Source organism: Pseudomonas sp. Rh2 (assembly GCF_040762985.1).
GTDB lineage: Bacteria > Pseudomonadota > Gammaproteobacteria > Pseudomonadales > Pseudomonadaceae > Aquipseudomonas > Aquipseudomonas taiwanensis.
In genome coordinates this window covers 1,093,922-1,116,789 of sequence record NZ_CP142890.1, presented here as the reverse complement: position 1 = coordinate 1,116,789, position 22,868 = coordinate 1,093,922, and the positions used below count along the sequence as shown (strand labels likewise).

Here is a 22,868-nt window from a genome sequence, read left to right as displayed (position 1 = left end):
CAAAGCTCAGCAGCAGCAACGCGACAGCAGAACAAGCGAAGCGCACAGCGCGACCGCGCTATTTCTTCACTGCCGCTGGTGCTTTGCCTGCCTTCATCTGTTGCAATAACGGCGTACATTGATTGGGCTCATCACCGCTACTCGGCGCTATCAATGCCAACAACCCCGCCGCCGGACCAGCAACCACGCCAAGCGCCACCATCCCCGCCCCGCGCAGCGCCAACGGCACCGCCTGCACACCCGCACTAGGCTTGGCAAACGGCCCCCGTACATACAACGGCGAGCGCAGCGAGAACAAGCGAACGCCCTTGGACTCCGGCGTGATCTTCAAATCGAGCTGTTCACTGGCAAAGTTGGCCGTACCGTTGATGTAGATGATCGCGTTCTCCGTATCGAAAATGAACAATCGCGTCGTCGCCAACCCATTCTTGATCCCAACGTCCGCGGCTGCGCAGTTGATCTTCACATCTTCATCGCCAAACAACTTGCCAATCACGTAGTTGCCCACGTTCAGCCCAGCGATCTCCATCAGGCTGCGGCTGATAGCGCCGTCATTGATCAACATGCGCAGGTCACCGTTTGCAGTGCCCAACAACGCCGCCACCGAATTGCCACGGCCACTGATGTCGGCATCGCCGTTCAGTTCACCAAAACTGGTCTGCATCGGCGCGAAGCTTGGGAACAGTTGCTTGAGCTTGAACCCCCTGGCAGTCAGTTTGGCGCGCCCCTGCAACGGCACATTGCGACCGTCCAAGCGGATATCCGACGCCAGGTTGCCACCCGCCACACCGAAGCGCAGAGGCTCCAGGCGCAGCAATCCATCGTCGAGCATCACGTGGGCTGACAAATCGGTGAAAGGCAACTGTGCACTGTGGACGATGCGCTTGCCGCTGAAGGTGACGTCGGCATCCATCGCCCGCCAGCGCTCGGTCCTAAACGCCTCCACAGGCAACACCTTGCCCGACGGCTGCTTGCTGGCCCCGCCGCGGGCCTTTTGCTCGGCGTTCGAGTCGGCACCGATCAGCGGTGCCAGGTCCTTGAACAGCAGTTGAGTGGACACCAGGTTCCCCGACAGCTTTGGCCGGGGCTGACTGGCGACGAAGGCCAGGTCGCCATGGATATCACTGTCACCGATCTTGCCGTTGAACGACTGGTAATTGAACGTTGCGCCTTCTGGGGCTCGCAGGTTGGCGCTCAACCGCCCGTCCGTGGAGTACGCCGGGGTGTCCGGCAGGGTCACGCCAGTCAGGGGGTACAAGTTGCCCAGGCTCGCACCCGACAACTTCAGGCGCAAATCCAGCGCGCCAAGATTGCGCGGGTCGGTCAGCGTGCCGCTCAGCACCACATGGGTGTCGGCAATCCGGACGTCGGCTTGCAGCGGGAAGGGTTGGCTGGCGTCCTGCAAGGCCAGCAGCCCGCCCATCTTGCCGGTACCAGACACCGGCTGGCCCTTGTAACGGCCCTGGGCCTTGAGGCCGAAGGCATAATCCTGGGCTCCACCGGCCTTCTCGGCGCGTGCTTTACCGACGATGTCGCCAAATGGGATCGGCTTGCCCAACGGGTCGATCTGCACCTTCATGCTGGTTTTCAATGTCTGGTCATCGACACTGACATTGCCCTGGTCGAAACCGATGGCGCCGATATCCAGCTGCCACTGCGAAGGCGCTTCGTTTTCGTCCTTCGGCCCGAAGTCGAATGTCCAGTTGGCACGGCCGTCAGCTAGCCGTGTGAGGCTGGCGGTCGGCTGGGTCAGGTCGATACGGGGGATGACGATCTGCCGGAAGATCAGCGGCAAGGGCGACAGGCGGAACTCCACACGTTCCAGCCCAACCATCTTCGGCGCCTTCAACCAGTCAGGATTGCCCAAGGTGAGGTCTTCGGCGATGAAGCGCGGCCACGGCACCCAGGCTCTCCAGCCCCCTTCCTCCGGCTCGGTACGCCATTGCACGGCAAGATTGCCATTGATCGCGAAAGGGCGATGCAAGGCTTCGGATACCTTCTCGTTGAGCAGCGGCTTGATGCGGTTCCAGTCGAACGTGGCAATCACCACCAGCACGATCGCCAGTACGGTCACAAGGCTGCTGAGGGTCCAGACGAGGATTCTGGCGGGGCGCGTCATTGCGTGATTCTCCTGACAACATGGCACGAAGCGAGCGCAATGGTGGCACTCAATATCTCGGACTGATGAAAACCAGTGAGGTTTTATCGAGGAGGCCATGATAACCAGGTTTTTCCAGATGCCCCGCTCAGCTTTCCGTCATCTCCAGCCCTTCGCACGCATCACGGAAACAGTGGCCGTTAGCCGTTACCTGCCATGGAAACCCCGTGCTAGAGCGGTCTAAACGTCTATCAATATCGTCGATTGTCACCATTACCCTTATGAACTTCTCTCTGGCGTTACCGGGCGTAACATTAACTCCGTACCCACTTTCCAGCCCCCGAGAGGAGCACCGAAATCATGAAACGCCAACTGCTGACCCTGACCCTTTCAATCCTTGCCGCCAACGCTTTCGCCATGCCAGCCGATGACCAGCACCTGACCGCCGAATCGCGTTCCAGCGCTGCCGAAATGGCCCAACCGCTGAAAACGCTGGCAGAAGGTGGCGCGGATCGCCTGATCGAACGTTCGGGTCGAGTTGCCGAAGGTGGCTCCGACCGCCTGATCGAACGCTCGGGTCGTGTTGCCGAAGGTGGCTCGGACCGCCTGATCGAGCGCTCCGGCCGTGTTGCCGAAGGTGGCTCGGACCGTCTGATCGAGCGCTCCGGCCGTGTTGCCGAAGGTGGCTCGGACCGCCTGATCGAGCGCTCCGGTCGTGTTGCCGAAGGTGGCTCGGACCGTCTGATCGAACGCTCCGGTCGTGTTGCCGAAGGTGGCTCGGACCGTCTGATCGAACGCTCCGGTCGTGTTGCCGAAGGTGGCTCGGACCGTCTGATCGAACGCTCCGGTCGTGTTGCCGAAGGTGGCTCGGACCGTCTGATCGAACGCTCCAGCCGCGTCGCCGAGGGTGGTTCGGATCGTCTGGTCGAACTCAGCCGAGTGAGCTGATCGCCATGGCCGAAAAGAACAATCCCACGCAAAGCGCCTGCTCCCCTCCAAGCCCGGTCCATTGACCGGGCTTTGTTTTTTTATCCAGAATGCCCAGCCGTACAGCCACAGAATTCGCCCCCATGCTGCCTCGCGCCGAACAAAAGCTACAGACCCGCCAGGCCCTGCTGGACGCTGCCTGCCAGTTGATGGAGAGCGGCCGTGGGTTCGGCAGCATCAGCCTGCGTGAAGTCGCCAGGGCCGCGGGCATCGTACCCACCGGTTTCTACCGGCATTTCCCTGACATGGACGCCCTGGGCCTGGCCCTGGTCGCCGAAGTCGACGCCACCTTCCGCCAGACCATTCGCCTTGTTCGGCACAACGAATTCGAACTTGGCGGCATCACCGATGCTTCGGTACGCATCTTCCTCGATGTGGTCGCGGCTCACCGTGCCCAGTTCCTGTTTCTGGCCCGCGAGCAATACGGGGGTTCACAGGCAGTACGTCAAGCCATCGCCGGTTTGCGCCAAGGCATCAGCAACGACCTGGCGACCGACCTTGGACGCATGAAGCGCTGGCAACATCTGGATCAGGCCGCGTTGGCCGTGATGGCCGACCTTGTGGTCAAAACCGTGTTCGCAACCTTGCCCGAATTGATCGACAGTCCGGAGCCTGGTTATCCACAGGCACTGACGCCACAAGAGAAGATCACCCAGCAACTGCGCTTCATCTTCGTCGGGGCACGACATTGGCAGGGGTTGGGCAATCCTGGCTGATCGGCTGGCTGCAGCGGCCGGGCTCCTGGCAGGCTGGCACGAACAATCCCCAACCTCACTTCTGCTAACATGGCGCACTGCCCGATTGCGACGAGCGCCTTCATGTCCGACCCCCGCCCCACCCTGCCCGAACTGGCCCGCTTCAACCAGCACTTCGCCGAGCGCATCGTGCCGCTGTGGCAAGGCCCGGGCTGGAACGCCGACATGGCCCTGCCCTACGAGGCGCTGGACGCCCAGCATCGCCCGCTGCCGGTCCAGCGCTACCGCGCTATGGCCTGCGCCCGCCAACTCTACCTGTTCAGCAGCCGCATCGAGCAGCCCGGTGCAGCGGAACGTGCCGCCGCGCTGTTCCGCTCATTGCAGCGGCATTTCCACGATGCCGAGCACGGCGGCTGGTTCTACAGCATCGATGCCGACGGCAAGCCACTGGACACCCGCAAGGACCTCTACACCCACGCATTCATCGTGTTCGCCTGCGCACACTACTGGGGCAAGGTGCGCGAGAGCCTGGTGGAGTCCACCCTCAACGCAGCCCTGACAGTCATCGCGCAACAATTTGCCCGCGACGACGGCCTGTACGAAGCCAGCCTGGACCAGGATTGGTCGGATCTGGGTAGCGGACCGCTGCAGAACCCGCAGATGCACCTGGCCGAGGCCCTGCTTCAGGTACTGGCAGTGCGCGAGGACGACCAGGCACGCCAGGCACTGCTGCGGCTGTGCGACGCCCTGCACGCGCACTTCATCGAGCCGGAGCACGGCCTGATGCTGGAAAAACCGCGCGATGCTGTGGATAACTGGTTCGAGCCGGGCCATCAGTTCGAATGGTTCTACCTGCTCGATACCTCACCGCTGCTGCGCGAAACCCCACTGCATGCAGCGATAGACCGCGCATTCGACTATGCCGAGCGGTGCGGCGTGAAGGACGCGGCCGTGCTGGCGATGCTGGAGGTGAACGGCAAGGTGCTCGATGCCACCCAGCGGATCTGGGCACAGGCGGAATACCTGCGGGCGCTGGTGTTGCGGCCAGAGGGACTCGCGAAACTGCCTGCGCAGTTGAAGGCGATGGATCAACGGTTCCTTCACGCTGGCGGCTGGTATGAGTGCCGGGATGGTCAGGGCGCTGTCAGCCGCCACGACATGCCTTCAACCACCCCCTATCACTTGGCGACCTGCCTGCAAGGCCTACAGCGCCTGAACTGACGCAATTCCGCTCCCGAAGGCTCATGCGAGCCTTGCAGGAGCGGGCTGGCCGCCGATCAGCCCTTGGCCGAACGGTCGATCGAAAAACCTGCCCAGTCTTGGCTCACCGGCATCAGCTCCAGGCTGTTGATGTTGATGTGCGCCGGCTGGTTGAGGATCCAGAAGATCGTGTCGGCGATATCCTGCGGCTGAATCGGCTCGGCGCCAGCGTAAGTGGCGTCATACTTGGCTTGGTCGCCCCCGAAACGCACCAGCGAGAATTCGCTCTCGCACAGGCCCGGTTCGATGTTGCTGACGCGCACGCCAGTGCCACGCAAGTCGCAACGCAAGCTCAACGAGAATTGACCGACGAACGCCTTGGTACCGCCATACACGTGGCTGCCAGGGTACGGATAGTTGCCGGCCACCGAACCCACATTGAGGATCGACGCACCACGGCCATGGGCGATCAACCGCGGCAGCAGCAGGCGGGTGGTGTACATCAGGCCCTTGATGTTGGTGTCGACCATGGTTTCCCAGTCATCCAGGTCGCACTTCTGCGCCGGGTCCGCCCCCAGCGCGAGGCCCGCGTTATTGACCAGGCCGCGCAATTTCTCAAAGCCTGCCGGCAGGTTGGCAATGGCATGTTCCATGGCCTTGCGGTCACGCACATCCAGGACCAGGCCGTGCACTTCGGTCTTAGCCGCCAACTCAGCGCACAGGGCGTCCAGGCGATCCTTGCGGCGGCCTGTCAGGATCAGCTTCCAACCCGCCTCGGCAAAGCGCCGTGCGGTGGCCTCGCCGAAACCGGAAGTCGCGCCTGTGATGAATACGGTGGACGTCATGCTCTGTTCCTCGCTGTGGATTATCGTCGGCAGGGTTTGCAGCATGCCTTCCGAGCGCGCGGGCAGCAAGCCGTGTCCTGCGCTGGTCATTTTTTGTACATATGCTCGGAAGCCTCGGAACAGAGGGCCCGCCGGCAGGTATGCAGAACTTATCCACAAGGCTTTCCCCACGGATTGGGGGCAACTTATCGACACAGCGGAACCCTTTCAGCTTACTGCGGTCGTCCGCCACGGTCTTCATGATGGCCCAGGGCTTTCAAACATGCCGCCTACAGCGGACTGTCCAAGGCTTTTTCACAGAGTTATCCACAGGCATTGAACGCGCGTCGATCATCCCTGCCTGGGCAAGAATCCCCAGGAAAGTCATGTACTAAGGCTGCTTGATCAAAAAACGACCGATCCTTTGCAGGCCCCGTCGTTAAAGGGATACAACGAGATGCCACCATGTTTTCCACAGGCGGTTCCACATTATCCGTGGAAAAATAGAAACTGTGGAAACAATGACTTGCGAGCGGATTCTGGCGTGCTTCGGAAAAGATATGCGACAAGTTGTCCACATCGCCGGCAAGCCGGCTCCTACAGGTTGAAGCGCTCGCTGCAGGAACCGGCTTCCCGGCGTTTGGATGACTCAGTGCCCGCCCAGGTAGGCGTTGCGCACCTCCTCGTTCACCAACAACTCCTGCCCCGTGCCGGTCATGCGAATCTGCCCGTTGACCATCACGTATGCCCGGTCCGACAGCTTCAGCGCATGGTTGGCGTTCTGCTCTACCAGGAAGATGGTCATGCCGGTCTTGGCCAGCTCCCGCAGGGTGGAGAAGATCTGCTTGACCACGATCGGCGCCAGCCCCAGCGATGGCTCGTCGAGCAGCAGCAACTTCGGCCGGCTCATGAGCGCGCGAGCGATGGCCAGCATCTGCTGCTCACCACCGGACATGGTCATGGCCCGCTGGTTGCGGCGCTCCTTCAGCCGTGGGAACAGCTCGAACATGCGCTGCATGTCTTCGTTGGCGTATTGGTCGCCAATGGGGATGGTGCCCATCATGAGGTTTTCCTCGACGGTCATGTCGGGGAACACCCGACGCCCTTCCGGCGACTGGGCGATACCGTTGGAGGCGATGTAGTGCGACGACTTGCGGGTAATGTCGGTACCGCGATAAATGATTTGCCCGGACGCAGCCCGCGGTTGACCGAATATCGACATCAGCAGTGTCGACTTGCCAGCCCCGTTGGCGCCGATCAGGCTGACCGTCTCGCCTTCGTTGATATGCATCGAGACTTTCTTCAGCGCCTGGATCGGCCCGTAGAACACGTCCAGGTCCTTCAGCTCGAGAATGGGTGCACTCATACCAGTTCCTCTTCATCGGCACCCAGATAGGCGGCAATCACCGTCGGGTTGTGGCGAATATCCTGTGGCGAGCCTTCGGCGATCACGTTGCCGTGGTCCAGCACGACGATGTGGTCGGAAATACTCATGACCATGCCCATGTCGTGCTCGATCAGCACCACGGTGATGTCATGCTCGTCACGCAGCACACGGATCATGCCGCTCAGGGCTTCGGTTTCCTGCGGGTTGAGGCCGGCAGCCGGTTCGTCCAGGCAGATGATCTTCGGCCGGGTGCACATGGCGCGGGCAATTTCCAGGCGCCGCTGCTGACCATACGACAACTCGCCCGCCAGGCGGTTGGCACAGTCGACCAGGTCGACCACCTCCAGCCAATAGAACGCATGGTCGAGTGCATCGCTTTCGGCCTTGCGGTAAGCCTTGGTGTTGAGCACTCCGGCCAGCAGGTTGCGGTTGACCCACATGTGCTGGGCCACCAGCAGGTTTTCCACCACCGACATTTCCTTGAACAGGCGAATGTTCTGGAAAGTGCGCGCCAGGCCCGCACGGTTCACCAGGTGGGTGCCGCCGAACATCTTGTAGTACAAACGGTTGGCAAAGCGCGCGGGCGAGACGAAGTCCGCAGCCTGGAAACGCTCGCCGAGCAACTGGATCACATTGGTGTGGCTGCCGCGCACATTCAGTTCGATGCGCCCGCCACTGGCCTTGTAGAAGCCGGTGAGGCAGTTGAACACTGTGGTCTTGCCCGCGCCGTTGGGGCCGATCAGGGCGAAGATTTGGTTCCGCTTGACCTTCAGGCTCACATCGCTGAGCGCCTTGATGCCGCCGAACTGCATCATCAGGTTGTCGACCGAGAGAATGATATCGTCGCTCATGGCGCCACTCCTTTACGCGGGACCACACCGGTGCGGCTGATGCGGATCAGCCCACGCGGTCGCCAGATCATCATCAACACCATCAACACGCCGAACAGCAATACACGGTACTCCGAGAAACTGCGCAGCAGTTCTGGCGCCACCGTCAGCACGAACGCCGCAATCACCACACCCACGGTCGAGCCCATACCGCCGAGCACGACGATGGCCAGAATCAGCGCTGACTCGAAGAAGGTGAACGAGGACGGGTTGACGAAGCCTTGGTAGGTGGCGAAGAACACACCGGCCAGGCCAGCGGTGGAAGCGCCCAGGGTGAAGGCCGAGAGTTTGACCAGTACGTGGTTCAGGCCCATCGAACGACAGGCGATTTCATCTTCGCGCAGCGCTTCCCAGGCACGACCGACGGGCATGCGGGTGAGCCGATGCTTGATGTAGAGCACCGCCAGCACCACCAGGAACAGCACGGCGTAGATGAACACGAACTTCAAGTTGGCGTTGTAGTCGATGCCGAGGAATTCATGGATAGGCACCCCACCATCCTTGGCCCGACGACCGAACTCCAGCCCGAAGAAGGTCGGTGACGGCGCCGGCATGCCATTGGGACCACCGGTGAACGACAGCCAGTTGTTCAGCACCAGGCGGATGATCTCGCCGAAGCCCAGGGTCACGATCGCCAGGTAGTCACCGTGCATGCGCAACACCGGGAAGCCGAGTATGCACCCCGCTAACGCCGCGGCGATGGCGGCCAATGGCAGCACGCTCCAGAAGCCCAGCCCAAGGTATTGATAACCCAGGGCCAGACCGTAGGCGCCAATGGCATAGAAGGCCACGTAACCCAGGTCGAGCAGACCGGCCAGACCGACCACGATATTCAGGCCAAGGCCCAGCAGCACGTAGATCAGGCCGAGGATGACCACGGTAAGCAGGTACTTGTTGGCAAACACCGGGAAGACGATGGCGATCACCACCAGCGCCGGGATGATGTAGCGCAGGCGCGACTTGTAGTCAGGCGCACGCACATGCACGCCCGAGCCACCACTCTCGAAGCCCTGGAGCATGCGGCGTCCGGCGGCGGTCTGCAGGTACAGGCTGAGCAGGAAACGCCCGGCCATCACCCCGCCGACCAGCCAGGCGACACGGGTGGGCTCGGCGTTGAAGCTATAGCCGTCGAGCACCACGCCGACGACCGGACCGAAGACAATGAGTGCCAGCAGGCCGGCGACGATGGTCTCCAGCAAGCTGCGTTTGAGGTCGAAACCTTTTTCGATAACAGGGGCAGTATTGGCAGCGGACATGTTCACACCTTAGCCACGAGCGGGCGACCCAGCAGGCCTTGTGGGCGGAAGATAAGGATCATCACCAGCAACGAGAAGCTGAACACATCCTTGTAGTCTGAGTTGATCAGGCCAGAGAACAGCGACTCGGAAATCCCCAGGATGATCCCGCCCAGCATCGCGCCAGGAAGCGAGCCGATGCCGCCGAGTACCGCTGCGGTGAACGCCTTGATCCCGATGATGAACCCGGCATAGAAGTCGAAGGTGCCGTAGTTCATGGTGATCAGTACGCCGGCTAGGGCGGCCATCACCGCGCCAATGACGAACACGTAGGAAATCACCCGGTCGGTATTGATACCCAGGATCGAGGCCATCTTGCGGTCTTGCTGGGTGGCGCGGCACATACGGCCGAGCTTGGTGTACTTGATCACGTAGGTGAGCAAGCCCATGCCGACGAAAGCGGCTACCAGAATGAAGATCTTGGTGTAGGTCAGTTGCACGAAGCCGGTGCCGACTTCGACGCGCCAGGCGCCTTCCAGCAGCGTTGGAACGCCTTGCTGGCGAGCACCCTGGCTGATCTGCGCATAGTTCTGCAGGATCAGCGAGATGCCGATGGCACTGATCAGCGGTGCCAGTCGGGTGGAGTTACGCAAGGGTTTGTAGGCGATGCGCTCGATGGTAAAGCCGTAGACGCCAGTGACGACGATGGTGAACAACAGGGTGCCCAGCATCAGCAGGGGGAACGACTCGATACCGAAGTAAGCCAGCAATGCCAGGCTGATCGCCGCGAGGTACGCGGAAATCATGTACACCTCGCCGTGCGCGAAGTTGATCATGCCGATGATGCCATAGACCATTGTGTAGCCGATGGCGATCAGGCCATAGACCGACCCTAGGGTCAGGCCGTTGACCAGTTGCTGCAGGAAAATACCATCCATAACGCAATCTCACCTGATTGAGATTGCACGAGCGCCGACCACGGCGGGCCACGGATGAAGCGGCCCTCGCAGCGCAGAACTGTGCAGATCTACGGATAAAGACAGGTACCGCGGGGCTATGGCCCGAAGCATGCCCCGGGCCTGGCCGTTCTTATTTTTGTTTATCCAGCTGGTGGTACTTGCCGTTGGCATCCCACTGGTAGACCACGTAGTCGGACACGGTCAGGTCGCCCTTGCTGTCCCACTTCTTCTCGCCCATGACCGTCTTGACCGGGTTGGCCTTGAGCCACTTGGCAGCATCTTCGCCTTTGTTCGACTTCGCGCCATTGAACGCGGCAGCCAGCGCCTGGAGCGAGGCGTAGGCATACAGGGTGTAGCCTTCAGGCTCGGTACCGGCCTTGCGGAACTCTTCCACCACCGACTTGCTGTCCGGCAGCAGGCGCGGGTCGGCACCGAAGGTCATGTAGACGCCATCGACGTATTGGGCGCCGCCAGCGGTGGAGACCAGTTCGTCGGTGACGATGCCGTCATCGGACATGAACTTGACGTCCTTCAGGCCTTGTTCGCGCAGCTGGCGCACCAGCGGGCCAGCCTCTGGGTGCAGGCCGCCGAAGTAGACAACGTCGGCACCGGCAGAGCGGATCTTGGTGACCACGGCGCTGAAGTCTTTCTCGCCGCGGGTCAGGCCTTCGTACAGCACCGGCTTGACGCCACGCTTCTCCAGCTGCGCCTTGGTCGCGTCGGCCAGGCCTTGGCCATAGGTATCCTTGTCGTGCAGGACGGCTACCTTCTTGCCCTTGAGCACGTCAACGATGTAATCGCCAGCGACGATGCCCTGCTGGTCGTCGCGCCCACACATGCGGAACATGGCGGAAAGCCCGCGCTCGGTGACCTGCGGGTTGGTGGAGCCTGGGGTGATGGCGATCACGCCAGCCTCATCGTAGACCTCGGAAGCGGGGATGGTGTTGGAGGAACAGAAGTGGCCCACCACGCCGGCCACCTTGTCCTGGTCAACCAGGCGGTTGGCCACGGCCACGGCTTGCTTCGGTTCGCAGGCATCATCGCCTTTTACCAGAACGATCTTCTCGCCGTTGATGCCACCCTCGGCGTTGATCTTGTCGGCTGCCGCTTGGGCGCCCTTCATGTACTGCTCGCCAAACGCTGCGTTGGCACCCGTCATGGGGCCAGCGACGCCGATCTTGATGTCGGCCTGAACATACGAAGAAACACCCAGTGCCGTAGCTACGGCCAGAGCCAGGAAACCTTTCTTGTAAAACGTCTGCGACATGAGGTGGTGCTCCTAGAGTTTTTTTGGTTGGCACTACAACTTCTCAGCCCTGTACTTGGAGCAAGGGCCGTGCCATCGGTAATAAGAACTGGAAAAACTCACTGCAAGGGTCGTGTCCAAGCGACCGACGGCCTTTTCTTTATTGAGCGTGCAACCGTCTGCCGCGCGGCGGGCGCCACCACACGTACAGACAAGGAGCAACCATCGGGTGCCATCATTGCAACCTCGGCAAGTGTTTACGTGCAACCTGCCTGTAACAGCGGACGTCACCGAAGTGCACACCGCTGGTGCGCGACTGCTACAGACCGCACCGCTTCAAGGCTAGCTCGTGCACGAAAAAACACCTGATTTGCCCGAAACGCCTTCAATCGTTACCTGTCTGCACGACTCGACTTCCCCGCCACAGCACCTGCATCGACACATCAGCACTGAAAAGGCTGGCACAATGTTCGCCATTCGCCGCTTTTGGAGCCCCTTTAATGAGCGAGAGCGCATTCGCCGAGCGCATCGTGCATAACCTGCTCGACACCGACTTCTACAAGCTCACCATGATGCAGGGCGTGCTGCACAACTACCCGGATGCCGATGTGGAATGGGAATTCCGCTGTCGTAACGGCGAAGACCTTCGTCCCTACCTTGGCGAGATTCGCAACCAGATCGAACGGCTCGGCGACCTGACCTTGGACAAAGGCCAGTTGGCCTTTCTCGAACGCATCAGTTTTCTCAAACCCGACTTCCTGCGCTTTCTCGGGCTGTTCCGCTTCAACCTGAGCTACGTCCATCTGGGCATCGAGAACAACCAGCTGTGCCTTCGGCTGCGCGGCCCATGGCTGCATGTGATCCTCTTCGAAGTGCCCCTGCTGGCCATCATCAGCGAAGTGCGCAACCGCCACTTGCACCCGCGCATGCGCCTGGCCGAGGCTCGCGACCAGTTGCATCGCAAGTTCGACTGGCTGCGCGCCCATGCCAGTGAAGACGAGCTGGCCGAATTGCAGGTCGCTGACTTCGGCACACGTCGGCGCTTTTCAAGCCGCGTCCAGGAAGAGGTGGTGCGGGTGTTGCGCGATGACTTCCCGGCGCGGTTCGTCGGCACCAGCAACGTCGACCTGGCATGGAAACTGGATGTCAAACCTCTCGGCACCATGGCCCATGAATGGATCATGGCGCACCAGCAACTGGGGCCACGGCTGATCGACAGCCAGATCGCCGCCCTCGATTGCTGGGTCCGCGAATACCGTGGCCTGCTCGGTATCGCCCTGACCGACTGCATCACCATGGACGCATTCCTGAGCGATTTCGACTTGTACTTCGCCAAGCTGTTCGATGGCCTGCGCCATGACTCGGGGGACCCGGTGGCTTGGGCGGAAAAGGCCATCGCCCATTACCAGAAACTCGGTATAGACCCCATGACCAAGACCCTGGTGTTTTCCGATGGCCTGAACCTGACCCGCTCGCTGGAAATCTTCCGCGCCCTGCGCGGTCGCATCAATGTCAGTTTTGGCATCGGCACCAACCTGACCTGCGACATTCCTGGGGTGGCGCCAATGAACATCGTGCTTAAAATGACCGACTGCAACGGCTCGCCGGTGGCCAAGATCTCCGACGAGGCTGCCAAGACCCAGTGCCGCGATGAAAACTTCGTCGCCTACATGCGCCATGTATTCAAAATCCCCAGCAAGGAGTAACCCATGCAAGCCGTTCAGCAAGAGATTGCCCAGGCGCTCAAGGTACAGCCGCCGTTCGCCGACGCAGCCGCAATCGAGGCCGAAGTCGCCCGGCGCGTGGCCTTCATCAAGGATTGCCTGGCCAATGCCCGGCTCAAGACCTTGGTACTGGGCATCAGCGGCGGTGTCGACTCGCTGACCGCCGCCCTGCTCGCCCAGCGGGCGATCAACGAGTTGCGCGCCGAGACTGGCGATAAGGCCTATACCTTCATCGCCGTGCGCCTGCCTTACCAGGTGCAGCACGATGAGCATGACGCCCAGGCCTGCCTGGACGTGATCAAGGCCGACGAAGTGCACACGGTGGATATCGCCCCGGCAGTACGCGCCCTGGCATCTGAAGTGAAAGCACTGGAAGGCGGCTCGCCGTCGATGGTGGATTTCGTGGTGGGCAATACCAAGGCCCGCATGCGCATGGTGGCCCAATACACCATCGCGGGCGCCCGCGCTGGCCTGGTGATCGGTACCGATCACGCCGCAGAGGCGGTAATGGGCTTCTTTACCAAGTTCGGTGATGGTGCGTGTGACCTGGCTCCGCTGAGCGGTCTGGTGAAAAACCAGGTACGAGCGATCGCCCGTAGTTTCGGTGCGCCGGAATCATTGGTGGAGAAAGTGCCGACCGCGGACCTCGAAGACCTCGCGCCGGGCAAGCCGGACGAAGCGTCCCATGGCGTGACCTACCAGCAGATCGACGCGTTCCTGCATGGGCTGCCAGTGGATCAGGAAGCGTTCAACATCATCGTGAACACCTACCGCAAGACCCAGCACAAGCGCGAACTGCCGTTCGCCCCTTGAGCCGTCTGGTGCCGCTTAGCGGCCCTGTCGCGACACAAGGCCGCGCCCACGAGGACTGCGCAGTGCTTGAGAAAGCGCTAAATCCTGTGGGAGCGGCCTTGCGTCGCGTAGGGAGGGCAAAGACCTCCCCTGGTTCAAGCCATCATTACTTGACGACCACCTTGCCCTTCATCATCGTGATGTGGCCAGGGAAGGTGCAGAAGAAGCTGTAGTCGCCACCCGCTTCGAGCTTGGAGGTGTCGAACTTCACCTCGGTTTCTTTTTCCGGTGCGCCGATCATCTTGGTGTGGGCAATGATCCCGGCATTGGCGGCGTTGATGTAATCGTTATCAAGGCCCTTGCTCATACCCTCGGTGGCAATGCCGTGCATGTCGGCAGTCTTGCTGATCACCAGGTTGTGGCCCATGACGTTCTTCGGCAGGTTGCCGGAGTGGGTCAGTTTGACCGTAAATTCCTTGCAGCTCTTGTCGACGGTGATTTCCTTGGTGGTGTAGGACATCTGGTCGGTCGAGTCGACAGTTACCGAACACTCGGCTGCGAAGACAGAGGCGCTGGCGAGGGTCAGCAGGGATACCGCTACAGCTTTCGCAAACATCATGAATCTCCTTGGCAGGGTTTTATCAATTGCGAGACTGCCTGAAACCGTTCAGCCCCCACCTGATGTGAATCAAAGGGGTGTCAAGAGGCCAGTCAGTAGAATTGTTCGATTGATTGTATACAACCAATCTAAGAGCACATCATGCCCTTATAGTGGACGATGGGACAACCTCTCAATTAGGAGTCACCCGAAATGTCCCTTGGAAGCCTGATGAACAGCCTGCTCGCCGCTTACGCCCACGGTGCCAGTGGCGCGATGTGCGAATTCTCCCGCCCAGAGTGAAACCGCCCTTGGAACCAGCAGGCATGAGCCGTACCCTGTCACCGCAATGCGACTGGAGATGAGCAATGCCTGTACGTTCCGTTTGTGTGTTCTGCGGCGCCAGCATCGGTGCCAACCCTGCCTACCGCGAAGCAGCCGTGGCCCTTGGCCAGGCCATTGCCCGACGCGGCCTGACCCTGGTGTATGGCGGCGGCGCGGTCGGCCTGATGGGCACCGTGGCCGACGCGGCCCTGGCCGCAGGTGGCGAAGTGATCGGGATCATCCCCGAGAGCCTGATGAACGCTGAAATCGGCCACAAGAACCTGACCCGCCTGGAGGTGGTCGACGGCATGCACGCACGCAAGGCGCGCATGGCTGAGCTGAGCGATGCCTTTATCGCGCTGCCCGGTGGCTTGGGTACGCTTGAAGAACTGTTCGAGGTCTGGACCTGGGGGCAACTGGGCTATCACGCCAAGCCGCTGGGGTTGCTCGATGTGAAGGGTTTCTATGAAAAGCTGGGCGGGTTCCTCGACCATATCGTCGAGGAAGGATTCGTGCGGCCGCAGCATCGGGCGATGTTGCTGCTGGGTGAGCAGCCGGATGAGCTACTGGATGGGATGGACAACTTTGTCGCGCCAGTGGCGCCAAAGTGGGTAGACAAGAAACCCGATTGATCTCGATCGATAGCCTGACAGCTAACCTGTGGGAGTGGGTTCATCCGCACATACGTCGGTGAATCCACCCTCGTGCGGGTAACCCGCTCCCACAGGGTTCTAGCGCTCGATCAGCGCGGGATTACTGGCTGACGCGGCTTCTTGCCCTTGCCACCCTTCGCCGATTCCCTGCGCTCCTTGGCCGCCTGTTGATTGCGGGCGAACGCTTCGGCCTTGGCCTTTTCGCGCTTGTCCCAAGGCTTGCTGCCATCGCTGGCACGCGGCGGCAGGCCGGTGTGCTGGGTGAGGATCTTCTGGTCCTTGCCCACTTTATGGCTACCGGCCGGCGTCGAGTTCTTGCGACGGGCACTCTGGTAAGCGTCGGTCTGCGGCTGGTGCAACGGAATCAACTGATGCTTGCCCGGGCCGATCAGGTCAGCACGACCCATGCGCTGCAGCGCCTCACGCAGCATCGGCCAGCCCTTCGGATCGTGGTAGCGCAGGAACGCCTTGTGCAGACGACGCTGCTCCTCGCTCTTGACGATCTCCACCCCTTCGCTCTTGTAGGTCACCTTGCGCAGCGGGTTCTTGCCCGAGTGGTACATGGCCGTGGCCGATGCCATCGGCGAAGGGTAGAACGCTTGCACCTGGTCGGCACGGAAGCCGTTGCTCTTGAGCCACAGGGCCAGGTTCATCATGTCTTCGTCGGTCGTGCCAGGGTGCGCCGCGATGAAGTAAGGAATCAGGTACTGCTCCTTGCCCGCCTCTTTCGAGAACTTCTCGAACATGCGCTTGAAGCGGTCGTAGGTACCGATACCTGGCTTCATCATCTTGTCCAGCGGGCCACGCTCGGTGTGTTCCGGGGCAATCTTCAGGTATCCGCCAACGTGGTGGGTGACCAGTTCCTTGACGTACTCCGGCGATTCGACAGCCAGGTCGTAGCGCAGGCCCGAGGCGATCAGGATCTTCTTCACACCCGGCAAGGCACGCGCCTTGCGGTACAGCTCGATCAGCGAGCTGTGGTCGGTGTTGAGGTTCTCGCAGATACCTGGGAACACGCACGACGGCTTGCGGCAGTGCTTCTCGATGTCGGGGCTCTTGCACGCGATGCGGTACATGTTGGCGGTTGGCCCGCCCAGGTCGGAGACCACGCCGGTGAAGCCCGGCACCTTGTCGCGCATCTCTTCGATTTCGTGAAGAATCGACTCGTGCGAGCGGTTCTGGATGATCCGGCCTTCGTGCTCGGTGATCGAGCAGAAGGTGCAGCCACCAAAGCAGCCACGCATGATGTTCACCGAGAATCGGATCATCTCGTAGGCCGGGATGCGCTCCTTGCCATAGGCCGGGTGCGGTACACGGGCGTAGGGCATGCCGAACACGTAGTCCATTTCCTCGGTGGTCATGGGGATGGGTGGTGGGTTGAACCACACGTCCACTTCGCCATGCTTCTGCACCAGGGCGCGGGCGTTGCCAGGGTTGGTCTCCAGGTGCAGCACTCGGTTGGCGTGGGCATACAGCACCGGGTCGTTACGAACCTTTTCGAACGACGGCAGGCGAATGACCGACTTCTCCCGGGTCATGCGCGGGCTATCGAGAATCTGCACAACCTTGGCTTCGTTCGGGTCTTCGACCTCGCCCTTGGCCTGCTCGATGGCGCAGGCCTGGGTGTCCTGGGTGTTCACGTACGGGTTGATGATCTTGTCGACACGGCCCGGACGGTCGATACGGGTGGAGTCGATCTCGTACCAGCCCTCTGGCGTGTCACGGCGCACGAAGGCTGTGCCGCGCACATCGGTGATGGTTTCGATCTTCTCGCCGTTGGACAAGCGCTGAGCCACCTCGACCACCGCCCGCTCGGCGTTGCCGAACAGCAGGATATCGGCGCTGGCGTCGATCAGGATCGAGTGGCGGACCTTGTCCTGCCAGTAGTCGTAGTGGGCGATACGGCGCAGCGAAGCCTCGATGCCACCAAGCACGATCGGCACATGCTTGTAGGCTTCCTTGCAGCGCTGGCTGTACACCAGGCTGGCGCGATCCGGACGCTTGCCGGCCAGGCCACCTGGGGTATAGGCGTCGTCGGAACGGATCTTCTTGTCCGCGGTGTAGCGGTTGATCATCGAGTCCATGTTGCCCGCGGCCACACCGAAGAACAGGTTCGGCTCGCCGAGCTTCATGAAGTCGTCTTTGGACTGCCAGTTCGGCTGGGCGATGATCCCCACGCGAAAGCCCTGGGCTTCCAGCAGGCGGCCAATGATGGCCATGCCGAACGACGGGTGGTCGACGTAGGCGTCGCCGGTCACGATGATGATGTCGCAGGAATCCCAGCCGAGCAGATCCATCTCCTCCCTGCTCATGGGCAGGAAAGGCGCTGGCCCGAAGCATTCGGCCCAGTACTTTGGATAGTCGTAGAGTGGTTTGGCTGCTTGCATGTCAGTGACCGGTTCTGGTGTGCAGGGAAATCGCGGGCGCGGAATATAGCACAAATTTTGACCAAATCCGACCACCTTCCTGGGAATTGATGACCTGCCCGACGCCTGGACAGGTTGCCAATGGAAATCCCGACCATCAGACCTCCGTCCCCTTCCCTGTTTTCCCAGCCAACCGTTAGCAATCCATTCAATCTTTTACAAAATGATTCCCCCCTTCCCCCCTAAAAAAACATCAACCCACTAATTATCAACAAATATTTACCAACTCCACCGAGAGCTGTAGGAGCAAGACTTCACACTCAAGTAAAAAAACCTACGCAAACTTTCCCTTGCAATGCCAAAACCAATATTGAACAAACAAAAAAGCAAGTGTTACAACACCCATGCGCTGACACGCGCAACTCAAACAACTAAAAGGAGCACATACCATGGGACGTCGTCGTTCTGAAATTCACACCCTGCAGATCTCTCGCGCAATGAACTATACGTTCACTGAGTCCGAGGTCACGCCTAGGAGCCAGAAATGATAACCGAGCGAGAACTGAATATTGAGGAAGCCTACAACCGCCTGACAGGGTTGCATCGTCAGCTAGGCTTGCATGCGAGGATACATCACTCGAAAAAAAAGGGACTGGTCGCCACCTGCCATTTATACGACAGATCCTTTAAAGAGGTTTCCAGTGGTGCCGGCAAGGGAGAATACTGTGAGCTAGGCGCACTTGCCGAGAGCCTTGAACACTACTTTATGGATGCCATCGCTCCCACCCTGATCAGCAGCGACCATATCTTAAAGTCCATGGAGCCGTTCGACGATTGGCTGCTAAAGTCTATACCTTCCAACTGCCAAATACCTTATTTCAAGCTCGAAGCCCTGGACAGCCACGCCGAAATTAACGTACCGGCGACAATGATGGCTCCCTCACCCAAAAATGTAGACGAAATCGAAAGGACTGCCGCTGGCTTCCTTGCCAAATATGCAACGAACGCTGGCATGGCGCTGGGTTGCACAGAGAATGAAGCACTGTTGCATGCCATCAATGAGGCCATCGAGCGCCATGCGCTCTCCCTGTATTATCTATCGCTCTGTGGATTGTCTTCTCCACCAGAACTTTACCGCCCCTCGGACACTTTCCTGGAAGAAGTTTTCACTCATGACAATGCGCTTTTTCGCCACGCCAAGAATTTGAATATTTTCCTGTCCCATGACTTTTATGACGTGCCATTTTGCATTGCCATTTCACCCGAAAAAAGAATCGGCACACTCTGCCATGTCGGCTCCGGCTGCTCCATAAGCCCATCCATCGCAATGTATCGCGCCGTGACTGAAAATATTCAATGCGAACAACTTCATGGTCATGTGGAAAAACAAGAAGACCTTTCTACAGCAACGATGCTGCTACAATCCGAGCGACTTGCCGCCCTTCTGAACCCCTGCCCCACTCATACCGTACCTACCTGGCACCCCCAGAGCCCCGAACTCAGCATACGCAGGCAGATAAAGCGCACATTGATAAATCTGGGCAAGCACAATAGAGCCATATTTTACCGCACCCTTTATGCGCACCCGAATTTCGCCACAGTCGTGCAGGTTTTCATACCTGGACTGGAGCGATTCCATTTGATCAGGTCCGGCATTCCAGTCGCCCCGCAATCCGTATTCAAAGACACAAGGGACTGACATGCATATTTATCGAGGCGTTGTCGCTGCCTTGAGCACGACATTGATATTGAAAGTCGCGACCGTCGTACCAGCCCTGATTTTGGCCAACGTTATCGATAACCTGTCGATCTCCGTCTCGTCTTCCCAGTTTTTGCTCGGAGCCTTCATATGCCTTATCGCATTGCAAGCCTCATTGACCCCTATACAAGCCTGGAGCCTGGCACGCCTCTGCCAAGACCGTGTGAAGCAACTCTCCATCCGTTGGTGCCGAGGATTGCTGGACAAACGCTTCGAAGCCTATGGACAACTCCATGGCGGAACCTTGGTAAAAGTACTGGATAGGGGAATAACGGCCCAAGAGCGATGGCTCGGCTTTCTGATCGGATCAGCATGGCCAGTGTTGGCGGAGGCGATGCTGCTGGCCACACTGTTCGCCTATCTGGGGGCTAGCTCGGTCCTGATTGGTCTCATTCCTTTGAGCTTGGTGTACTTATGGGCCAATGATCGCTTGGTGCGTTGGCGCCGACCGCATATCGAGGCGGTGAACTCGCGAGAGGACGAACTGGCCGAACAGTGGGTGGATACCTTTGCCAGTGCGTCTACGGTCAAGCTGGAAAAAGCCGAGGCTGCAGCAATGATTCCGGTCAACCAGACACTATCTGACTACGCCGATTCAGCCGTTCGGGTAGCCTACAGCGGCGGCTGGCTTCAGGCCCTGCGTATTCTGTTCATCGGTCTGGGCAGTGGCGGCTTGCTGATGTGGGGTATAAATGATCAATCCCTGACATCACCGCAATTGAGCCTGGGTGAACTGGTTGCTCTATTTACCTTGGTGAGTGGACTGCTGTCGGGGGTCGCGCAAATGGCCGATGCCTGGCGAATGCTCGATCAGTTTCGGCTCGACAAACGCAAACTTGAACACTGGCTTCAACTCCCGCTGTTCGGTCCATCATCCACGACAGACATTCAATCCAACGACGAAGGCGCAGGGCTGCGCATCGCCCCCTGTCAACTCAGCACTCGCAACACATTGCAATTGCAACTGGATGAGCCGTTGGCGCTGCGCAATGGTGAACGGGTCGCGCTGATTGGGCCCAGCGGATGTGGCAAGTCGACGCTACTGCACGCCATGGCGGGAACGGTGTTCCAGTTGCGTGAACATGTCTATCTCCAGGGCAGATGTCTGGCACAGTTCGACGCAAGCGAGCAGTTCAGCCGTTTACGCCTTTGCCCTCAAGCCCCCCATTTCATTCCAGGAGCGCTGCCCCGAGCAGTTCTGTTCGAGCACACTCATGATCGAGCTCAAATCGAACTGTGGCTTGAACGGCTAGGCCTGAACAAAGACTGGTACGAACGCGAGCTGGATGCACGCGCAGACTCCATTTCTGGCGGCGAAGCTCGCAGGCTGACACTGCTACGCCTACTTAATCAGCCTGGCGAGTTCAATTTCTTCGACGAACCCACAAGTGGCCTTGATGCCGGGTCGGCGGAGCGTACCTGGGATCTGCTATTCGAAACATTCCAAGGGAAAGGGCTGATCTGCGTAACGCATGATCAGAACGCCCTGCCAAGATTTGACCGGGTGATCACCATGAGCGAAGGTCGGATCGTCAGCCAAGCACAAGTGGGATGCTCCGCAGCTTGAAAACCTGAGCTCGCAGGCGATCCCACAGTGCCCTACTGAATCAATGAATTATCCGCAGCCCAGTGAGTACAGCCATTATTCGTCATCATCGAAGTTGTACATGCCCGGCGCGAGGTTCTCGAAGCGGGTGTACTTGCCGATGAACGCCAGGCGCACGAAGCCGATGGGGCCGTTACGCTGCTTACCGATGATGATTTCGGCCACGCCCTTGTGCTCGGTCTCGGGGTGGTACACCTCGTCGCGGTACACGAACATGATCACGTCGGCGTCCTGCTCGATCGCACCGGATTCACGCAAGTCGGAGTTCACCGGGCGTTTGTTCGGGCGTTGCTCCAGGGAGCGGTTGAGCTGCGACAAGGCAATGACCGGGCAGTTGAATTCCTTGGCCAGGGCCTTGAGCGAGCGGGAGATCTCGGAGATTTCGTTGGTCCGGTTATCACCGGCCGAGCCCGGAATCTGCATCAGCTGCAGGTAGTCGACCATGATCAGCGCGATGTCGCCGTGCTCACGGGCCAGGCGTCGGGTTCGTGCACGCATTTCCGATGGGCTGATACCGGCGGTATCGTCGATGAACAGCTTGCGGTCGTTGAGCAGGTTGACCGCCGAGGTCAGCCGCGGCCAATCGTCGTCGTCCAGCTGGCCGGAACGCACCTTGGTCTGGTCGATACGGCCCAGGGACGAAAGCATACGCATGACCAGCGATTCGCCTGGCATCTCGAGGGAGAACACCAGTACCGCCTTGTCGGTGCGCAGTACGGCGTTCTCGACCAGGTTCATGGCAAACGTGGTCTTACCCATCGACGGACGACCGGCGACGATGATCAGGTCGGCGGGCTGCAGGCCGCTGGTCTTCTCGTCCAGGTCGGTGAAGCCCGTGGATACGCCGGTGATGTCGCTGTCGGAGTTGAACAACGTGTCGATCCGGTCGATGGCCATGGTCAACAGCTCGTTGACCCCCACCGGGCCGCCAGTCTTGGGGCGCGCCTCGGCGATCTGGAAGATCTGCCGCTCGGCATCGTCGAGGATTTCCTCGGCATTGCGGCCTTGGGGGTTGAAGGCGTTGTCGGCGATGTCCGTACTGATGCTGATCAGTTGCCGAAGCGTGGCACGTTCACGAATGATCGCCGCGTAGGCCTTGATGTTGGCCACCGACGGGGTGTTCTTGGCCAACTCCGCCAGATAGGCAAGCCCGCCCACCTGGCTCGACAAGCCTTCCTTGTCCAACTGCTCGTGCAGGGTCACCACGTCGAACGGCTGGTTGGCGTCCGCCAACTTGTGCACGGCGCGGAAGATCAGGCGGTGGTCATGCCGGTAGAAGTCACCGTCCGAGACCTGATCCAGCACCCGCTCCCAAGCGTTGTTGTCCAGCATCAAGCCACCGAGCACGGCCTGTTCGGCCTCGATGGAATGCGGGGGCACCTTCAGGGCTGCGGTCTGCAAGTCTAGCTGTTCGGGATTGGTGATCTCGTTCATGGCCACGAAAGAATTCTGGAGGATGAAAAAGACAAAGGGCACGGCCTGTGAAAGACAGGACCGTGCCCGATGTTAACCGGCTGAACCGCGA

At 60.0% G+C, this 22,868-nt stretch carries 18 protein-coding genes; 8 read left to right on the top strand and 10 right to left on the bottom strand.

What is annotated here, in order from left to right; translation table 11 throughout:
- Window positions 1-58: 58 nt before the first annotated feature.
- Window positions 59-2,119, bottom strand: coding sequence for an AsmA family protein (locus VXM67_RS05005; protein ID WP_023378509.1), 2,061 nt, complete (start codon window positions 2,117-2,119; stop codon window positions 59-61).
- A 339-nt stretch (window positions 2,120-2,458) separates the two neighbouring features.
- On the opposite strand from VXM67_RS05005, the gene VXM67_RS05000 reads away from it, so the two are divergent.
- From VXM67_RS05000 to VXM67_RS04990, 3 genes are all read left to right on the top strand, one after another.
- Complete coding sequence (locus tag VXM67_RS05000; protein WP_023378508.1) at window positions 2,459-3,046, top strand: hypothetical protein; 588 nt, start codon at window positions 2,459-2,461, stop codon at window positions 3,044-3,046.
- A gap of 122 nt (window positions 3,047-3,168) precedes the next feature.
- The gene (locus VXM67_RS04995) at window positions 3,169-3,801 is read left to right on the top strand and encodes a TetR family transcriptional regulator (protein ID WP_023378507.1); all 633 of its coding nucleotides are present in this window, start codon (window positions 3,169-3,171) and stop codon (window positions 3,799-3,801) included.
- A 102-nt stretch (window positions 3,802-3,903) separates the two neighbouring features.
- Window positions 3,904-5,001, top strand: a complete 1,098-nt coding sequence (locus tag VXM67_RS04990) for an AGE family epimerase/isomerase (protein ID WP_104882227.1) — start codon at window positions 3,904-3,906, stop codon at window positions 4,999-5,001.
- A gap of 56 nt (window positions 5,002-5,057) precedes the next feature.
- On the opposite strand, the gene VXM67_RS04985 is transcribed toward VXM67_RS04990, so the two are convergent.
- The 6 genes from VXM67_RS04985 to VXM67_RS04960 form a co-directional block, all read right to left on the bottom strand.
- The gene (locus tag VXM67_RS04985) at window positions 5,058-5,825 is read right to left on the bottom strand and encodes an SDR family oxidoreductase (RefSeq protein WP_023378505.1); all 768 of its coding nucleotides are present in this window, start codon (window positions 5,823-5,825) and stop codon (window positions 5,058-5,060) included.
- A 628-nt stretch (window positions 5,826-6,453) separates the two neighbouring features.
- Window positions 6,454-7,170, bottom strand: a complete 717-nt coding sequence (locus VXM67_RS04980) for an ABC transporter ATP-binding protein (RefSeq protein WP_027907975.1) — start codon at window positions 7,168-7,170, stop codon at window positions 6,454-6,456.
- Window positions 7,167-8,042 (bottom strand): ATP-binding cassette domain-containing protein, encoded by an 876-nt coding sequence (locus VXM67_RS04975; protein ID WP_023378503.1) that lies wholly within the window; start codon window positions 8,040-8,042, stop codon window positions 7,167-7,169. Before VXM67_RS04975 ends, VXM67_RS04980 begins: the two co-directional genes overlap by 4 nt.
- Window positions 8,039-9,337, bottom strand: coding sequence for a high-affinity branched-chain amino acid ABC transporter permease LivM (gene livM, locus VXM67_RS04970; protein WP_023378502.1), 1,299 nt, complete (start codon window positions 9,335-9,337; stop codon window positions 8,039-8,041). The genes VXM67_RS04975 and livM overlap by 4 nt, the downstream gene beginning before the upstream one ends.
- Window positions 9,338-9,339: 2 nt before the next feature.
- The gene (locus VXM67_RS04965; protein ID WP_013974411.1) at window positions 9,340-10,254 is read right to left on the bottom strand and encodes a branched-chain amino acid ABC transporter permease; all 915 of its coding nucleotides are present in this window, start codon (window positions 10,252-10,254) and stop codon (window positions 9,340-9,342) included.
- A 151-nt stretch (window positions 10,255-10,405) separates the two neighbouring features.
- The gene (locus VXM67_RS04960; protein WP_023378500.1) at window positions 10,406-11,542 is read right to left on the bottom strand and encodes a branched-chain amino acid ABC transporter substrate-binding protein; all 1,137 of its coding nucleotides are present in this window, start codon (window positions 11,540-11,542) and stop codon (window positions 10,406-10,408) included.
- 479 nt (window positions 11,543-12,021) lie between these two features.
- Between VXM67_RS04960 and pncB the strand changes: the two genes are divergently transcribed.
- Both pncB and nadE read left to right on the top strand, forming a co-directional pair.
- Window positions 12,022-13,227: a nicotinate phosphoribosyltransferase gene (gene pncB, locus VXM67_RS04955; RefSeq protein ID WP_027907974.1), complete on the top strand. Its 1,206-nt coding sequence runs from the start codon at window positions 12,022-12,024 to the stop codon at window positions 13,225-13,227.
- A 3-nt stretch (window positions 13,228-13,230) separates the two neighbouring features.
- Complete coding sequence (nadE, locus tag VXM67_RS04950) at window positions 13,231-14,058, top strand: ammonia-dependent NAD(+) synthetase (protein ID WP_104882229.1); 828 nt, start codon at window positions 13,231-13,233, stop codon at window positions 14,056-14,058.
- Between the two features lie 145 nt (window positions 14,059-14,203).
- Here the strand turns inward: nadE and azu are convergent, their stop codons facing one another.
- Window positions 14,204-14,653 carry an azurin gene (azu, locus tag VXM67_RS04945; protein WP_367237529.1) on the bottom strand — a complete coding sequence of 150 codons (450 nt, stop codon included), beginning with the start codon at window positions 14,651-14,653 and terminating at the stop codon, window positions 14,204-14,206.
- 350 nt (window positions 14,654-15,003) lie between these two features.
- Between azu and VXM67_RS04940 the strand changes: the two genes are divergently transcribed.
- Complete coding sequence (locus VXM67_RS04940; protein WP_023378494.1) at window positions 15,004-15,591, top strand: TIGR00730 family Rossman fold protein; 588 nt, start codon at window positions 15,004-15,006, stop codon at window positions 15,589-15,591.
- A gap of 110 nt (window positions 15,592-15,701) precedes the next feature.
- On the opposite strand, the gene VXM67_RS04935 is transcribed toward VXM67_RS04940, so the two are convergent.
- Complete coding sequence (locus VXM67_RS04935) at window positions 15,702-17,999, bottom strand: YgiQ family radical SAM protein (RefSeq protein ID WP_023378493.1); 2,298 nt, start codon at window positions 17,997-17,999, stop codon at window positions 15,702-15,704.
- A gap of 523 nt (window positions 18,000-18,522) precedes the next feature.
- On the opposite strand from VXM67_RS04935, the gene VXM67_RS04930 reads away from it, so the two are divergent.
- Both VXM67_RS04930 and VXM67_RS04925 read left to right on the top strand, forming a co-directional pair.
- The gene (locus VXM67_RS04930; protein ID WP_367237528.1) at window positions 18,523-19,677 is read left to right on the top strand and encodes a YcaO-like family protein; all 1,155 of its coding nucleotides are present in this window, start codon (window positions 18,523-18,525) and stop codon (window positions 19,675-19,677) included.
- Between the two features lies 1 nt (window position 19,678).
- Window positions 19,679-21,304: an ATP-binding cassette domain-containing protein gene (locus VXM67_RS04925; RefSeq protein WP_027907969.1), complete on the top strand. Its 1,626-nt coding sequence runs from the start codon at window positions 19,679-19,681 to the stop codon at window positions 21,302-21,304.
- A 75-nt stretch (window positions 21,305-21,379) separates the two neighbouring features.
- On the opposite strand, the gene dnaB is transcribed toward VXM67_RS04925, so the two are convergent.
- On the bottom strand, window positions 21,380-22,777 hold the full coding sequence (gene dnaB, locus VXM67_RS04920) for a replicative DNA helicase (RefSeq protein WP_104882396.1): 1,398 nt from the start codon (window positions 22,775-22,777) through the stop codon (window positions 21,380-21,382).
- Window positions 22,778-22,868: the final 91 nt, after the last annotated feature.

What these genes read in the sequence shown, in the direction of transcription:
- VXM67_RS05005 (WP_023378509.1), bottom strand. Translation starts at nt 2,119, where the DNA reads ATGACGCGCCCCGCCAGAATCCTCGTCTGGACCCTCAGCAGCCTTGTG.
- VXM67_RS05000 (WP_023378508.1), top strand. Translation starts at nt 2,459, where the DNA reads ATGAAACGCCAACTGCTGACCCTGACCCTTTCAATCCTTGCCGCCAAC.
- VXM67_RS04995 (WP_023378507.1), top strand. Translation starts at nt 3,169, where the DNA reads ATGCTGCCTCGCGCCGAACAAAAGCTACAGACCCGCCAGGCCCTGCTG.
- VXM67_RS04990 (WP_104882227.1), top strand. Translation starts at nt 3,904, where the DNA reads ATGTCCGACCCCCGCCCCACCCTGCCCGAACTGGCCCGCTTCAACCAG.
- VXM67_RS04985 (WP_023378505.1), bottom strand. Translation starts at nt 5,825, where the DNA reads ATGACGTCCACCGTATTCATCACAGGCGCGACTTCCGGTTTCGGCGAG.
- VXM67_RS04980 (WP_027907975.1), bottom strand. Translation starts at nt 7,170, where the DNA reads ATGAGTGCACCCATTCTCGAGCTGAAGGACCTGGACGTGTTCTACGGG.
- VXM67_RS04975 (WP_023378503.1), bottom strand. Translation starts at nt 8,042, where the DNA reads ATGAGCGACGATATCATTCTCTCGGTCGACAACCTGATGATGCAGTTC.
- livM (WP_023378502.1), bottom strand. Translation starts at nt 9,337, where the DNA reads ATGTCCGCTGCCAATACTGCCCCTGTTATCGAAAAAGGTTTCGACCTC.
- VXM67_RS04965 (WP_013974411.1), bottom strand. Translation starts at nt 10,254, where the DNA reads ATGGATGGTATTTTCCTGCAGCAACTGGTCAACGGCCTGACCCTAGGG.
- VXM67_RS04960 (WP_023378500.1), bottom strand. Translation starts at nt 11,542, where the DNA reads ATGTCGCAGACGTTTTACAAGAAAGGTTTCCTGGCTCTGGCCGTAGCT.
- pncB (WP_027907974.1), top strand. Translation starts at nt 12,022, where the DNA reads ATGAGCGAGAGCGCATTCGCCGAGCGCATCGTGCATAACCTGCTCGAC.
- nadE (WP_104882229.1), top strand. Translation starts at nt 13,231, where the DNA reads ATGCAAGCCGTTCAGCAAGAGATTGCCCAGGCGCTCAAGGTACAGCCG.
- azu (WP_367237529.1), bottom strand. Translation starts at nt 14,653, where the DNA reads ATGTTTGCGAAAGCTGTAGCGGTATCCCTGCTGACCCTCGCCAGCGCC.
- VXM67_RS04940 (WP_023378494.1), top strand. Translation starts at nt 15,004, where the DNA reads ATGCCTGTACGTTCCGTTTGTGTGTTCTGCGGCGCCAGCATCGGTGCC.
- VXM67_RS04935 (WP_023378493.1), bottom strand. Translation starts at nt 17,999, where the DNA reads ATGCAAGCAGCCAAACCACTCTACGACTATCCAAAGTACTGGGCCGAA.
- VXM67_RS04930 (WP_367237528.1), top strand. Translation starts at nt 18,523, where the DNA reads ATGATAACCGAGCGAGAACTGAATATTGAGGAAGCCTACAACCGCCTG.
- VXM67_RS04925 (WP_027907969.1), top strand. Translation starts at nt 19,679, where the DNA reads ATGCATATTTATCGAGGCGTTGTCGCTGCCTTGAGCACGACATTGATA.
- dnaB (WP_104882396.1), bottom strand. Translation starts at nt 22,777, where the DNA reads ATGAACGAGATCACCAATCCCGAACAGCTAGACTTGCAGACCGCAGCC.